The sequence below is a fragment of the Streptomyces blattellae genome, assembly GCF_009709555.1.
In the GTDB taxonomy this organism is placed as follows: domain Bacteria; phylum Actinomycetota; class Actinomycetes; order Streptomycetales; family Streptomycetaceae; genus Streptomyces; species Streptomyces blattellae.
On record NZ_WJBG01000114.1, the window covers coordinates 73991 to 87314 of the forward strand.

7 protein-coding genes and 1 pseudogene are annotated in these 13324 nt (G+C 68.7%); 3 read left to right on the top strand and 5 right to left on the bottom strand.

Going from position 1 to position 13324, the window contains the following annotated elements; genetic code table 11:
• Positions 1–2: 2 nt before the first annotated feature.
• Complete coding sequence (locus tag GFH49_RS07715; RefSeq protein WP_155055035.1) at positions 3–692, top strand: TetR/AcrR family transcriptional regulator; 690 nt, start codon at positions 3–5, stop codon at positions 690–692.
• Here GFH49_RS07715 and GFH49_RS07720 read toward each other — a convergent pair.
• The 4 genes and pseudogenes from GFH49_RS07720 to GFH49_RS07735 all read right to left on the bottom strand — a co-directional run.
• A complete protein-coding gene (locus GFH49_RS07720) occupies positions 689–1045 on the bottom strand; it encodes a 5-carboxymethyl-2-hydroxymuconate Delta-isomerase (protein WP_155055036.1) in 357 nt (118 codons plus the stop codon). The genes GFH49_RS07715 and GFH49_RS07720 overlap by 4 nt on opposite strands.
• Positions 1046–1073: 28 nt before the next feature.
• A complete protein-coding gene (locus GFH49_RS07725; RefSeq protein WP_155055037.1) occupies positions 1074–2690 on the bottom strand; it encodes a fused response regulator/phosphatase in 1617 nt (538 codons plus the stop codon).
• A gap of 74 nt (positions 2691–2764) precedes the next feature.
• The gene (gene pulA / locus GFH49_RS07730; protein ID WP_155055038.1) at positions 2765–8161 is read right to left on the bottom strand and encodes a pullulanase-type alpha-1,6-glucosidase; all 5397 of its coding nucleotides are present in this window, start codon (positions 8159–8161) and stop codon (positions 2765–2767) included.
• Positions 8162–8266: 105 nt separating this feature from the next.
• A pseudogene (locus tag GFH49_RS07735) lies at positions 8267–9250 on the bottom strand (glycoside hydrolase family 62 protein); the annotation flags it as partial.
• Between the two features lie 448 nt (positions 9251–9698).
• Here GFH49_RS07735 and GFH49_RS07740 point away from each other — a divergent pair.
• Both GFH49_RS07740 and GFH49_RS07745 read left to right on the top strand, forming a co-directional pair.
• On the top strand, positions 9699–10151 hold the full coding sequence (locus tag GFH49_RS07740; protein ID WP_155055040.1) for a DUF485 domain-containing protein: 453 nt from the start codon (positions 9699–9701) through the stop codon (positions 10149–10151).
• Between the two features lie 80 nt (positions 10152–10231).
• Complete coding sequence (locus tag GFH49_RS07745) at positions 10232–11767, top strand: solute symporter family protein (protein WP_155055113.1); 1536 nt, start codon at positions 10232–10234, stop codon at positions 11765–11767.
• 53 nt (positions 11768–11820) lie between these two features.
• Here the strand turns inward: GFH49_RS07745 and GFH49_RS07750 are convergent, their stop codons facing one another.
• The gene (locus GFH49_RS07750; RefSeq protein WP_155055041.1) at positions 11821–13200 is read right to left on the bottom strand and encodes an alpha-amylase; all 1380 of its coding nucleotides are present in this window, start codon (positions 13198–13200) and stop codon (positions 11821–11823) included.
• Positions 13201–13324: the final 124 nt, after the last annotated feature.

Here is a 13324-nt window from a genome sequence, read left to right on the forward strand (position 1 = left end):
GCATGAGTACCGGGGTGCGCCGAAGAATGGGCGTCGAGGAGCGACGGCAGCAGCTGATCGGGGTCGCTCTCGAACTCTTCAGCAGCCGCTCGCCCGACGAGGTGTCCATCGACGACATAGCGTCGGCCGCGGGCATCTCACGACCGCTGGTCTACCACTACTTTCCCGGCAAACTCAGCCTGTACGAAGCCGCGTTGAGGCGGGCGGCGGACGACCTGTCGGCCCGTTTCATCGAACCGCACGAGGGTCCGCTGGGGAACCGGCTGCTGCGGGTGATGCGCCGGTTCTTCGACTTCGTGGAGGACCACGGGCCCGGTTTCTCGGCGTTGATGCGGGGCGGCCCGGCGGTCGGCTCATCGACGACGAACGCGCTCATCGACTCCGTACGGCAGGCCGCGTACGTCCAGATCCTTTCGCATCTGCGCGTCGAGGATCCGCCCGCGCGGCTGGAACTGGTCGTCCGCTCCTGGATCTCGCTCGCCGAGTCGACGGCCCTGATCTGGCTGGACGGCCGGCGCATTGCGCGGGCCGAGCTGGAGGCGCAGCTCGTGCACGACTTCGCCGCGCTGGCCGCCGTGAGCGCCGCCTACGACGAGGAGATGGGCACACTGCTGCGCCGCATGCTCAAGGACGAGCCGACCGACGGCCCCTTCAGCGACCTGGTCGCCCGGCTCATCGCCCTGGCGTCCTAACTCTCGAACTTCCGGTAGGACGGGTCGAGGTCACGCACCTCCGCGGAGGCGTGCAGCGCCAGACCCTCCGCGGGCTTCACATACTGCTTCAGCAACTCCAGGACCGCTTCGGTGAGTTGGGCCTTCGTGACCTCCGTGCGCCCGGCGAGCAGACCGAGGGTGACATGGACGACGGCGTGCCCGTCGCTGTCGGGACCGACCACGGTGTCCTCGGTGCGGCGGAACTGCGTCTTGCACGCCGGCGGCTTCGCGGCCGCGATCTCGACCACGGCGGTGTGCAGCGCCTGAGCGAAACCGGGGCGGTCGAAGCCGTCCGCCAGCTGCTCCGAGTAGTCGACGGTGATCTGCGGCATGGGCACTCCTGTTCTGGATCGGCAGGGCTCAGCCTAGCCGCAGCGCCAGCATCGCGATGTCGTCCTCGCGATCGTGGCCGAAGCAGGCCAGGAGGGTGTCGCACAGGGCGTCCAGGCCGGGCGGGGCCCCCGCGGCGGCCGCGCGGAGCTGTTCCATCGAGGCCTCCAGGTCGATTCCCCGGGTCTCGATCAGGCCGTCGGTGACCATGAGCAGCCGGTCGTCGGGGTCGAGGATCAGCTCGGTCGGCGGCGGGTGGTGCAGCCCTACGCCGAGCAGCGGCCCGGACGCCTTCGCGTAGTCGGCGCTGTCGTTGTCCCGGATGAGCAGCGGCGGGATGTGGCCGGCGTTGGCGATCCGGGTGCGCCCGGTGCCCGGGTCGATCAGGACCAGGCAGACGGTGGCCGTGACCTCGGGGTGGTAGTGCTGGAGCATCCGGTCGAGGCGCTGGGCGAGCACGGCCGGGTCGCTCTCCTCGACGCAGTGGGCGCGCAGCGCGTGCCGGATCTCGACCATGACGGTGGCGGCTTCCAGCGAGTGACCGACGACATCTCCGACGGCGGCGAGCACGCCCTCCTGGGTGCGCAGCGCGGCGTAGAAGTCGCCGCCGATCTCGGTCTGCCGGGACGCGGGCACGTAGCGGACCTCGACGTCGATGCCGGGCAGCTCGGGCAGCCGGTGCGGCTGGGGCAGGAAGCTGTGCTGGAGGGTGAGGGCGACATGCCGCTCGACCTGGTACATGAGCAGCGGTTCGGCGGCCAGCGCGGTGGCCTGGGCGAGCCGCGCCACCAGGGTCTCGTCTGCCGGGTTCACCCTTTTCATCCCGCGGGTGGGCATGGCCAGGCACACCGCGGCCTTGCCGTCCTGGGTGCGGATCAGCGCCAGCCGGGCGTCGTGCTGCACACCGGGCCGGAAGAACCCGGCGGGCCACAGCGGCGCGGGCACGGTGGTGATCCGTACCCCGTCCTGCCCCCGGGTGAGCCGCCGCAGCAGGGTGCCCACGGTCCGGTGGGCGCTTTCGTCCGGCAGCGCGAGGGAGGTGCGGTCCCGGGAGGTGGCGCGGTACAGCTCGTCGTCCGGGCCGAGGACGAAGACGGCGGCCGGCGAGCCGGTGAACCGCGCGGTGCCGTCGGCGGCGGCGTCGGCGAGTTCCTGCAGGGAGCGGGCCGCCTGGATGGTGACGATCGTCTCCGACAGCATCATCAGCCGCCGGGCCTGTGCCTGGTCGCCGGCCCGCAGCCGGGCCGCGTGCACCGCGGCCCGGAGCACCGCGTCGATCTCCTCGGGCGCGGCGGGCACCGTCAGATACGCCTCCCCGCCCACTTCGAGACCCCGGCGGCGGTCCTCCATGGCGGCGGCGGCCGAGAAGTGCACCACGGGCAGGCCCGCCATGTGCGCCCGGGCCTTGATCCGGCGGCACAGCTCGAAGCCGCTCATGTCCGGCAGGTCCACGTCGATCAGGGCCACATCGGGCAGCATCCCCTTGCGCAGCCGTACGTCCAGTTCGACGAGCGCCGCGTGGCCGGTGGCGACCGGGACGACCTGGTGACCGGCGCGGCGCAGCATGGCGCCCAGGGCGTACCGGCTGGCCGCCACGTCGTCGACGACCAGCACGGTGGTGTCGCTTCGCTTGCCCATGACGTCCATGTGGTCAGCCCTTGGGACAGCACCGGTGGGGCAGACCAGCATGCACGGTCTGCCCCACCAAGGTAATGCTCTTGTCAGGAAGTCCGGGTAAATACCGCCACGGTCCGCCCCGGAACGGCGAAGCTGCCCGATGCCCGTTCGAAGGAAGCCGACTTGACGACAGGGTCAGCTCCCGACGCCTGCACCGGATGCAGCCGGTAGCCGGTCCCGGCCGAGGACTCGATCCGCTGCGTCTGCTCCTCGGGCGTCGCGTTGAACACGACGACAAGGTCACCGAGCGCCATGGTGATCACTCCGGGCGTCTCGTCCTTGCCGGACAGCGGGAAGGAGAGCGCCGACTGCACCTGCCCGGCGGTGTCGAGGGAGAAGACCTGCTCGGTGGTACGGATCTTCAGCAGGTCCTGGTACGCCGCCGAGGCGCCCTCGATCTGCTCGCAGCCGACCTGCACCGTCCCCAGCAGAGGCTGGGCGTAAGGCCACTTGGACGCGTTGTCGGCCGCCATCGGCAGCCCGCGCCCGAAGCCGTTGCCGTCCGCGCAGTTCCAGTGGACGGCGTTGAACCAGTCGCCGCTGTCGTAGGAGTTGCGGTCCAGGGACTTGGAGCGCAGCAGGTCGGTGCCCGCCTGGGAGAGCGCCGGGCCCTGCGAGAGGGTGGCCGTGGCCATGCCGAGGACCTGCATCCGGGCGCGGTCGGCCGCGCTGGTCGTGGCGGGCAGCTTGTAGGCCAGCGCGTCGAACAGGGACTCGTTGTCGTGCGCGTCGGCGTAGGCGAGGGCGTCGCCGGGCGCGGCAGCGTAGCCCGCCGGTGAGCCGTTGTAGTCGACGTCGGCGCCCGTCACCGTACGCCCTGCCGTGTCGACGAAGCGGTACGACGCCAGGTTGCCGGACAGCCCCACCTTGATCAGGTCCTGGTAGTGCAGCAGACGTGCCTTCTGCTCCTCCGTACTCCCGTTGCTCGTCGACGAGTTGGGGTCGGTGTACAGCCCGGACGCGAAGCCCTGGACGCCCGGGTCCTCGTCGAAGGGCCCGCCGCCGCGTACGGCGTCCCGCGCCCGGTCGGAGAAGGTGGCGACGCCGGTGCCCGCCATGTTCGCCTGCGTGGCCTGCACGAAGCGGGCGTCGTCGGCGACCTCGCCGAAGTTCCAGCCCTCGCCGTAGAGGATGATCTTCTTGCCGTCGACGCCGTCCTTCTCCAGGGTCAGCTCGTCGAGGGCCTTGCGGACCGCCAGGATGTTCTCCTTCGGGTGGTGGCCCATGAGGTCGAAGCGGAAGCCGTCGACCTTGTACTCCTTGGCCCAGGTGACGACCGAGTCGACGACGAGCTTGCCCATCATGGCGTTCTCGGTGGCCGTGTTGGCACAGCAGGTGCTGTTGGCCACCGAACCGTCTTCGAGCAGCCGCTGGTAGTAGCCGGGCACGATCCGGTCGAGGACGCTCGTCTCCGCCTGACCGCTCGCGGCCGTGTGGTTGTAGACGACGTCCATGACGACCCGCAGGCCGTCCTCGTTCAGCGCCTTGACCATCTGCCGGAACTCGACGGTACGGCCGGTGCCGTCCGGGTCGGTGGCGTACGAGCCCTCGGGGACCGTGTAGTGGTAGGGGTCGTAGCCCCAGTTGTAGGCGTCGTTCGCGGCGATCTGCCCGACGCACTCCTGCTGCCGGCCGGAGTCGGCCGGGTAGGAGGCGAGGTCGCAGTCGGTGGTCGCCTGGTCGGACCGCTTCTCCGGGATGGTGGCGATGTCGAAGGCGGGCAGCAGGTGGACGTACGACGTGCCCGCCTCGGCCAGCTGTCGCAGGTGCCGGGAGCCGTCGCTCGCCCGGTCGGTGAAGGCGAGGTAGGTGCCGGGGTGCTCGGCCGTCCTGTCCTCCACCGAGAAGTCGCGGATGTGCAGCTCCTGGATCTGGGCGTCCTTGAGCGGCACGGCCTCCGGCTTCTTCAGTGACGTCCAGCCGCTGGGGGCGAGGGCCTTGTCGGCGAGGTCGACGACGAGGCTGCGCTCGGAGTCGGCGGTGAGGGCGAGCGAGTAGGGGTCGGTGACCCTGTTGGTGACGATCTGCCCGACGCTGGGCGCCCAGACCTTCACGACGTACCGATAGGGCTTGTTCTTCCAGGACTTGGGGCCGGTGACGGACCAGACGCCGGTGGTGTCGTCGCGGCGCATCGGCTTGAGCGCGCCGTCCAGTTCGAGGGCGACCGACTGGGCCGTCGGCGCCCAGACGGCCAGCGTGGGACGGCCCCGGTCGAAGGTCGGGCCGAGGTCGGCCGTCGTGGCGGCGGAGTAGAGGTCGTCGAGCGCTCCGGCGATCTGGACACCGGTCGCCGTGAGCACGGCACCGTTCGCCGCCCGCTGGGAGGCGACGACCTGGCCGCGCAGCGCCTCGCGCACCCGGTCGCGGTCGCGGGGGTCGACGGACCAGGCGGTGTAGTCCTTGAGGTGCGGGAACTCGGCCTTCTGGGCGTCGGTGAGGGTGGTCCTGGAGAGGCGGAGCCACTTCTGGTCGTCGCCGGTCAGGGTGCCGTCCTCGACGGTGATCGAGCCGGTGCGGGAGTACAGCAGCTGGGTGGAGGCGGCCGCGTCGGAGCCGTGCCAGGCGACCGTGTCCCGGTCGATCCAGACCGCGTTGGAGGCGGTCAGGTCGAGTGCGGCGGCAGAGCCGGCGGGCTGCGGGAGCAGGTACTTCTCCTGGCCGTTCAACAGCCACACCTCATGGCCGTTCGCCGTGAGGTCCAGCGACTGGTCGGCGGCGAGGTCCTTCTCGTCGCCCTTGTGGATGATGTAGCTGAGGCTGGTGGCACCCTCGGTGAGCGGTACCTCGAAGACCGCGCCATAGGAATCAGTCTTCACCGGCTTCAGGGGGTTCGACCACTCGGTGGGGTTCGCGGCACCCGTCCAGGTGTGCAGGCCCCAGCCGTCGTAGTTCCCGTCGGCGCGCTGGTAGTGCAGGACGGCCTTGGTCTCGTCCTGCGCCGGATACTCGGGCCGCTCGGTCTGTACGGCCTCCTTGCCCTGCTCGATCCAGACCTCGCCGGTCCGGGTGACGTCGATGGTGCGGTCGGCGGAGACGTCCTTGTCGCCGTCCTCGTCGATCACCAGGAAGCCGACGTCGGAGGCGCCCGGCTTCAGCTTGACGTAGGCGAAGGCGCCGTATGCGTCCCGGCCGGTGAAGGGGTGGCTGTCCGGCCAGGTCGTCGCCTCACCGTCGGCGAGGTCGCCCCAGGCGTACAGGCCCCAGTTGTCGTAGTCGCCGTCGGTGCGCTTGTAGTGGACGATCGCGTAGTCGCGGGAGGACGCGGTCGGGGTCTCGGGGGCGGGCGGGGTGCCGGTGGTGGAGGCCGCTGTCGCGCCGGCCGTACGGCCCGCCGAGTCGACCACAACCGCCTTGTAGCGCACGGCGGTTCCGGCTGGTACGTCCTTGCCGATGGTCTGGGTGACCTGGTACGGCGCGTGGTCGGCGGAGCCGAGCGTCTGCCACTTCCCGCCGCCGACCTGCGCGGCGAAGACGACGCGGTTGAGCTGTCCGCCGTCGACATCGGCGCCGATCTCGACCGTGCCGGTGGCGCCGGCGGCCGGGGCGTCGAGGGTGATGACCGGCTTCGAGGCGGGCTCGGCGAGAGGGCCGGCTGCCTTGAGGACGACGGTGGAACCGGCCGGGACGGTGACGGTGAGCTTCTTGTCGGCGTCGCTGGTCGCGGAGCCGTCGCTGCCGTAGATCCCCTGGAACGCCATGCCGGCCGAACCGGTCGCGAAGGTCGCGGTCTTCGTCGTGTCGGCGTTGTTGAAGGCGACGACGTACTCGGTGCCGGTCTTGCCGTCCGTACGGGAGAAGGCGTAGACGCCGGCGCCCTCAGCCGCGTACCGCTCGGTCTGGACGCCGTCCGTGAGGGCGGGGTTGGCCTTGCGGAGCTCGGCGAGCGTGCTGATCTGCCGGTAGAGCGGGGCGCTGGTGTCGTAGGCGTCGCTCGCGTGGGTGCGGTCGGTGCCGAGCTGGTCGTCGTCGAGGTAGTCGGCCGTGGCGGACGCGAACATCGTCTGGCGGGCGTCCTTGTCGCCGCCGGAGCCGGTGAAGCCCTGCTCGTCGCCGTAGTAGACGACCGGGTTGCCGCGGCTGAGGAACATCAGCTCGTTGGCGAGTCTGTCCTTGGCGAGCAGTTCGGCCTCGGTGGCGTTCGGGTTGTCCTGGTTCACGAAGTACCCGATGCGGCCCATGTCGTGGTTGCCGAGGAAGGTGACCTGCTCGTACGCGTTGGCCTTGTCGGTCGTGTACTTGTAGTCGTCGCCGAAGACCCTGGAGAGGGTCTGCGCGCTGCCGCCCTGGGAGGCGTACTGGCGGGCGGCCTCCTGGAAGGGGAAGTCGAGCGTGGAGTCTAGACGGCCCTCGGTGACGTACGGCGATGTGATGTCCGTGTCCGCCGAGTAGACCTCGCCGAACATGAAGAAGTCGTCGCGGCCCTGCTTGGCGGCGTAGGAGTCGAGGGCCGTGGCCCACTGGGTCCAGAACTCCGTGTTGACGTGCTTCACGGTGTCGATGCGGAAGCCGTCGATGTCGAAGTCCCTGACCCAGCGCTGGTAGATCTTCTCCATGCCGCTGACCACCTCGGGACGCTCGGTCCACAGGTCGTCGAGGCCGGAGAAGTCACCCTCGGTCGAGCTCTCGCCGGCGAAGGTCGAGTCGCCGCGGTTGTGGTACATCGTCGGGTCGTTGAGCCAGGAGGGGACCTTGGTGTTCTCCGCGACCTCCGGGGTGCGCGGGAAGGAGTCCCGGTCGACGGCCGGGAAGTCCTGGGTGCCGTCCGCGTAGTCGGCGTCGTCGAAGGGTTCGCCGTCCTTCGTCAGGTACGGGAAGGCGCCCTTGGAGAGGTAGTCGTAGGACTCCTCCTCGTAGTCGACGACGTCCGCCGTGTGGTTGGTGATGACGTCGAAGAAGACCTTCATGCCCTTGGCGTGGGCCTTGGAGATGAGGGTTTCCAGGTCCTTGTTGGTGCCGAAGTGCGGGTCGACCTGGGTGAAGTCGGTGATCCAGTAACCGTGGTAGCCGGCCGAGGCGTTGCTGCCGGTGCCCTGTACGGGCTGGTTCTTGAAGATCGGGGCCATCCAGATGGCGGTGGTGCCCAGGCCCTTGATGTAGTCGAGCTGCTTCGTCAGGCCCTTGAGGTCGCCGCCCTGGTAGAAGCCCTTGTCGGTGGGGTCGTAGCCGGTGGAGAGCCGGGAACCGGTCAGCCCGCCCTTGTCGTTGCCGGTGTCGCCGTTGGCGAAGCGGTCCGGGAGGACGAAGTAGAACTGCTCGCGGGTGAGGTCGTGGCGGGCCGGGGTTTTCGCCAGCGCCGCGTCCGACGGCGGCGGAGGCGGGGTGTCGGCACGGGCGGCGAGGGGCTGGACGAGCGCTGCGGCCAGCGCGGCAACAGTGACCGCAGCGGCCCGTCGGGTGTGCGCGGTGCGGCGCCTGAACGGCACCGGCCATCTTGGTATCAAGACGTGGACTCCTTGCGATGACGGCTCTCATGGGTCCGACCCCGCGCGACCGTATCGCCGCCGTAAGGTTTGCAGCAAGAGTCCTGAAACTACTGGAAAGAACTTTCAGCAGTCGGAGTTGGTCTGGGTCAGCAGACCGAGCCTCCAGGGCAGGGTGTTGTACGGGCCCCCGGAGGCGGCCGGGTCCAGGCCCTGGTACAGGTACTGCATGCGGCACGGGTTGACGGTGAGGGTCTGGTCGACGCCGGCCCGGACCATCTCGCCGTGGCTGATGTCCTGGGTCCAGGCGGTGCCGTCGAAGGTGACATTGGTGGACCGCGCGAAGGGGTTGGCCTCGGTGTCGGCGAGCGGGGTCCAGGTGCCGGTGATGCTGTTCGACGTCCAGGACCGGAAGTACCGCTTGCCGTTGCCGCCGATCGCCTCGACGAGCATGAGGTAGGTGTTGGAGCCGCTGAGCTTGTAGACGTTGGCGGCTTCCCACAGGCGGTACTTGTTGGAGTCCTGCATCACCATGACCGTGTTGGTGAAGCCGTTGGGGAAGTTCGCGAGGCTGGTCTGCGAGCGGTAGAGGTGACCGTTGTCGTCGGAGGAGAACAGATAGCAGTTGGCCGCGTCACAGACGTTCCAGAAGTCGACCCAGTAGCCGCTGCCGATGTTGTCCCTGATGATCTGCGGCATGCCGTTCGCGTAGAACCTCCTCGGGGCGCTCCACGACGAGGGGTTGGAGATGTCCGTGGTCGTCGAGTACGCCGCGTTGTCCCCGGTCTGGTACACGAGGTACCACAGGCCCTGCGGCGCGAAGTAGAACACCTGCGGCGCCGCCTTGTACCCGGTGCCGATCGCCGTCCGGTCCAGGTAGTGGTGCTGGGCGCTCGCGGCCTGCGACCAGTCGGTGAAGTTCATGTACACCATGCTGTACGCGCCGCTGGTGCTCGCGGTGGACCCGAACACATGCCAACGCCCGTTGTGGTACACGACCGACGGGTCCTTGACCGCGGCGATGCTGTGGGTGGCGTCCGACTTCGGGGAGATCAGCACCCCGCTCGACCTCCACTGGAAGCTGCCGGGTAAGGCGGCCGACGGCGAGGCCATCACGCCGATCAAGAGGCCGAGCCCGGCGGCCAGAACACCGAGCATTCTTGTCACGCGCATCATGACTCCTGTCGCTTGGCGGTGTGGGTGACGAGGGAGTGGGCCGGCCCGGGCGGGCCGTGATCCGCCCGTCATGGGAGCGCTCCCACCCCCGAAGCGGAACGTAAAGCCATGTCCGGAACACGTCAACCCCCCCTCCGCGATCCGACCTCACATCACAATCCGGATAGGACCACCAGGCAGCAGCCGCAAAGCAGAATCTGAACAGCGCGATTTCCATTGCGCCGAACAGGTTGATGGTTCAAGGGCGGCACTGCAATACTCCGGTTCCCCGCGACCCACGGTCCGTGACCGAAACGTCCCCCAGGGTTATCCCCGCGGCATATTTCCGCAGCTCAGGGCGGTCGAGCAGGCGCCCGACACAACGCAGCGAAGAAGGTGCGTCATGTCACCACAACTACCGCCGAACCAAGGTTTTTACCCGTCCCATCCAGCAGGAGTTGAACCCATAGGTCCGGAGTCGATACACCTCTCCCCTGAATTCCGTTCAATGCGCAGCGCGTACCGCTCCTTCAGCACTATGGCGACGCTTGTCTCGGTGGGCGGATTCCTCACGTACGTCCTGTTGTCGAGTTTCGCCGCCGGTCTGATGAACCAGGCGCTGATCGGCCGGCTGACGATCGGGCTGGCTCTGGGTCTTGGCCAGTTCGTCCTCATGGGCGTGACGATCTGGCTCTACGTCCGGCACATGCGTCGGCGCGTCGACCCGGTCACTCACCGTCTGCGGGCCCAACTGCGCGAGAACAGGACAAGGGCACAGGCGCAGGTACAGGCACAGGCGCGGGCACAGGCTGGGCCGCGCCACGCCCCCTCCGGAAGGCGGCCCCGCACGTGGTGACGCATACAGCCGGTCAACTGGTGAATCACGCAGCGGGCGTCACCGACGAGGCCACTCAGCAGCTGACGCTCGTCCTGTTCATGTCTGTCGCCGTGATCACCCTTTTCACGGTGCTGCTCACGGCCCCGCAGCGGGACGAGATCGGCGAGTTCTACCTCGGCAACCGTGACATGTCGCCGCTGCGCAACGGGCTCGCCATGTGTGGTGACTACCTGTCGGCCGCGACACTGCTGGGCAGTACGGGAGTCGTCGCGCTGACCGGCTACGACGGTCTGCTCTATCTGGGCGGCACGGTGGTCGCCTGGATGATGGCACTGCTGATGATCGCGGAACCCCTGCGCAACTCCGGCAAGTTCACGCTGGGCGACAACCTGGCGCTGCGGCTGTCGCAGGGACAGCGGTCGGTCCGCCTGGCGCTCGTTTTGTGCACACTGGCCGTTTGCCTTCTGTACCTGGTAGCCCAACTCGTCGGCAGCATAGCCCTGTTGGCGCAGTTCACCGGCGCCCCCAGCGGGACGGTCCGGACGATGTGCGTGGTGGTCATCGGTTCCATGGTGGTGGTGTACGCGGCGATCGGCGGTATGCCGGGTGCCACGGTCATCCAGGTGGTCAAGGCCGTGATGCTGGTCGCCGGGGTGGGGGGCACCGCCATCCTGGTCCTGCACCACTTCAGCTGGAACATCGACAACCTGCTGTCGTCCGCCGCCGGCAACAGCGCCCTGGGCGACCGCTTCCTCGGCCCCGGGCTGCGATACGGCGGGACCACCACCAACAAGCTGGACTTCTTCAGCCTGCAACTGGCCATCGTGCTCGGTCTCGCCGCGCTGCCGCACATCATGATGCGGCTGCTCGCCCCGCGCAAAACGCGTGTCCTGCGCAGCTCGGTGGTATGGGCCGTGGGACTGATCGGCTTCGTCTGTCTGATGGCGGGCGTGCTGGGCCTGGGCGCCACGGCGGTCGTGGGCCGGGGGGAGATCGTGGACGTCGACCCCAAGGGCGACGCGGCGGTGCTGCTGCTCGGGTACGAACTCGGCGGCCCCGTACTCGCGGCACTCCTGTCCAGCCTGGCCTTCGTCACGCTGCTCGGAGTGGCCGGCGGACTCACACTCGCCGGGGCCTCCTCCATCGCCCACGACCTCTACGGCGCGGTGATCCGCAAGGGGAAGGCGACGGAGCGGGAGGAGGTGACCGTTGCCCGGCTCGCAGCGGCCGCCATCGGCATCATGGGCATGATGCTGGCCCTGCTGTCCTGGGGCACGAGCACCGCCACGCTGGCGTTCCTGGCCTTCGCGATCGCGGCGTCCGCCATCCTGCCGACGATCGTCTACAGCCTGTTCTGGAAGGGCTTCACCGCACGCGGCGCGCTGCTGAGCCTGTATGGCGGATTGAGCTGCTCGGTGCTCCTCGTGGTGTTCTCGCCGGTCATCTCCTCCACCCCCAGCTCGGTCTACCCGGATTCCGACTTCGCCTGGTTCCCGCTGCAGAACCCCGGCATCGTGTCGATCCCGGCGGGCTTCCTGCTGGGCTGGCTCGGGTCCGTGCTGAGCAGACCCCAGGAACCGCAGGTGTACCAGGAGTTCGAGGTCCGTGCGCTGGTCGGCGCCGACGAGCGGTGATTCGGTCCGGAGGCCCCTGACGGCCTCCGGACCCGCACCCTGTCCTGCGGTGGTCAGCAGCTCGACTTGCCCGCGTAGATCGCCAGGGCGGTGTTGGAGCCCAGGGTGGCGGTGAACTGGCCGCTGGAGTTCACGGTCACCGTCGTGTCGCTCTGCACATCGCAGTACGTCCCGGCCGGCAGCGACGTCTGGTACGTCCGGCTCAGGCTGCCCGACTCGTGGTTGATGGCGACGTACCCCTTGGCGCCCCGCCCGAAGGCGATCGCGTCGGCGCCGTTGTCCCACCAGCCGGTGACGGCCTCGCCGCGGGTGGCGTTGCGGAAGGCGACCATGCTCATGATCTCCGGCCAGGCGTGCTGGCACTTCCAGCCGTCCTGCCAGCAGGCGTTCACGGAACCGCCGTTGGGCGGGCCCGCGTCGGTGTCCGACCACTCGTAGCCGGAGTTGATGTCCGGGGCGCCGTAGGGGTAGGCGAGCATGAATACGTTGGCCAGCGTGTAGTTCGCGTTGTCCTTGTAGCTGAGGGTGGAGCCGTTGCGCTCGGTGTCGTGGTTGTCGACGAAGACACCGGAGACACCGCTGCTCATGTAGCCCCAGCCCTCGCCGTAGTTCTTCAGGTAGGCGAGGTTCTCGTTGTTGAAGACGCGCTTGAGGTCGTAGGCGTAGCGGAACTCCTGGACGTCGCCGTTGCCCGTGTACTCGGTGGGCTGGACGGCCTCCCCGCTGCCGTAGATGGCCTCCTGCTTCCAGTACACCGACGGATCGCTCAGCCGTGACTTGATGTTGGCGAGGTCGGCGGCGTCGATGTGCTTGGCCGCGTCGATGCGGAAGCCGTCGACGCCGAGCGAGAGCAGGTCGTTCATGTAGCCGGCGATGGCGCCGCGGACGTAGTCCTCACTCGTGTCGAGGTCGGCGAGGCCCACCAGCTCGCAGTGCTGGACGTTCCAGCGGTCCTGGTAGTTGGAGACCTGGGAGGTGCAGTCGTCGAAGTCGGGTGAGGAGTACAGGCCCGGGTAGTCGTACTTCGTGTACGACGAGCCGCCGGTGCCCGTGCCGCTCCCCGCCGACATGTGGTTGATCACCGTGTCGACGACGACGTTCACTCCCGCCGCGTGGCAGGTGTCGACCATGTTCTGGAAGGCGGCGCGGTCACCCAGCCGTCCCGCGATCCGGTAGCTCACCGGCTGGTACGACGTCCACCACTGCGAACCCTGTATGTGCTCGGCGGGCGGGGAGACCTGGACGTAGCCGTAACCGGCGGGGCCGAGGGTGTTGGTGCACTCCCGGGCCACCGAGGCGAAGTTCCACTCGAACATCACCGCGGTGACGTCCTTGGTGCCGGGCGGGGAGGCGTACGCGGTGCCGGGGGTCGCCATGACGGCGGCTGCGGCGGCGAGCGCGAGCGCGCCTGAAAGTGTTCTGCTCTTTGCCATGTGGGGGTCCTTCTCCGTTGAAGGAAGTTGCTGAATCTTTCAGCAACTTGCGGGTGACGGAGATGTTAAAGGCCCGCTGCCTGAAATGGCAGCGGGCCGTGTGAAGTTGATGCAAGAACTTTCA

What these genes read in the sequence shown, in the direction of transcription:
- GFH49_RS07715 (WP_155055035.1), top strand. Translation starts at nt 3, where the DNA reads ATGAGTACCGGGGTGCGCCGAAGAATGGGCGTCGAGGAGCGACGGCAG.
- GFH49_RS07720 (WP_155055036.1), bottom strand. Translation starts at nt 1,045, where the DNA reads ATGCCGCAGATCACCGTCGACTACTCGGAGCAGCTGGCGGACGGCTTC.
- GFH49_RS07725 (WP_155055037.1), bottom strand. Translation starts at nt 2,690, where the DNA reads ATGGACGTCATGGGCAAGCGAAGCGACACCACCGTGCTGGTCGTCGAC.
- GFH49_RS07740 (WP_155055040.1), top strand. Translation starts at nt 9,699, where the DNA reads ATGTCACCACAACTACCGCCGAACCAAGGTTTTTACCCGTCCCATCCA.
- GFH49_RS07745 (WP_155055113.1), top strand. Translation starts at nt 10,232, where the DNA reads ATGTCTGTCGCCGTGATCACCCTTTTCACGGTGCTGCTCACGGCCCCG.
- GFH49_RS07750 (WP_155055041.1), bottom strand. Translation starts at nt 13,200, where the DNA reads ATGGCAAAGAGCAGAACACTTTCAGGCGCGCTCGCGCTCGCCGCCGCA.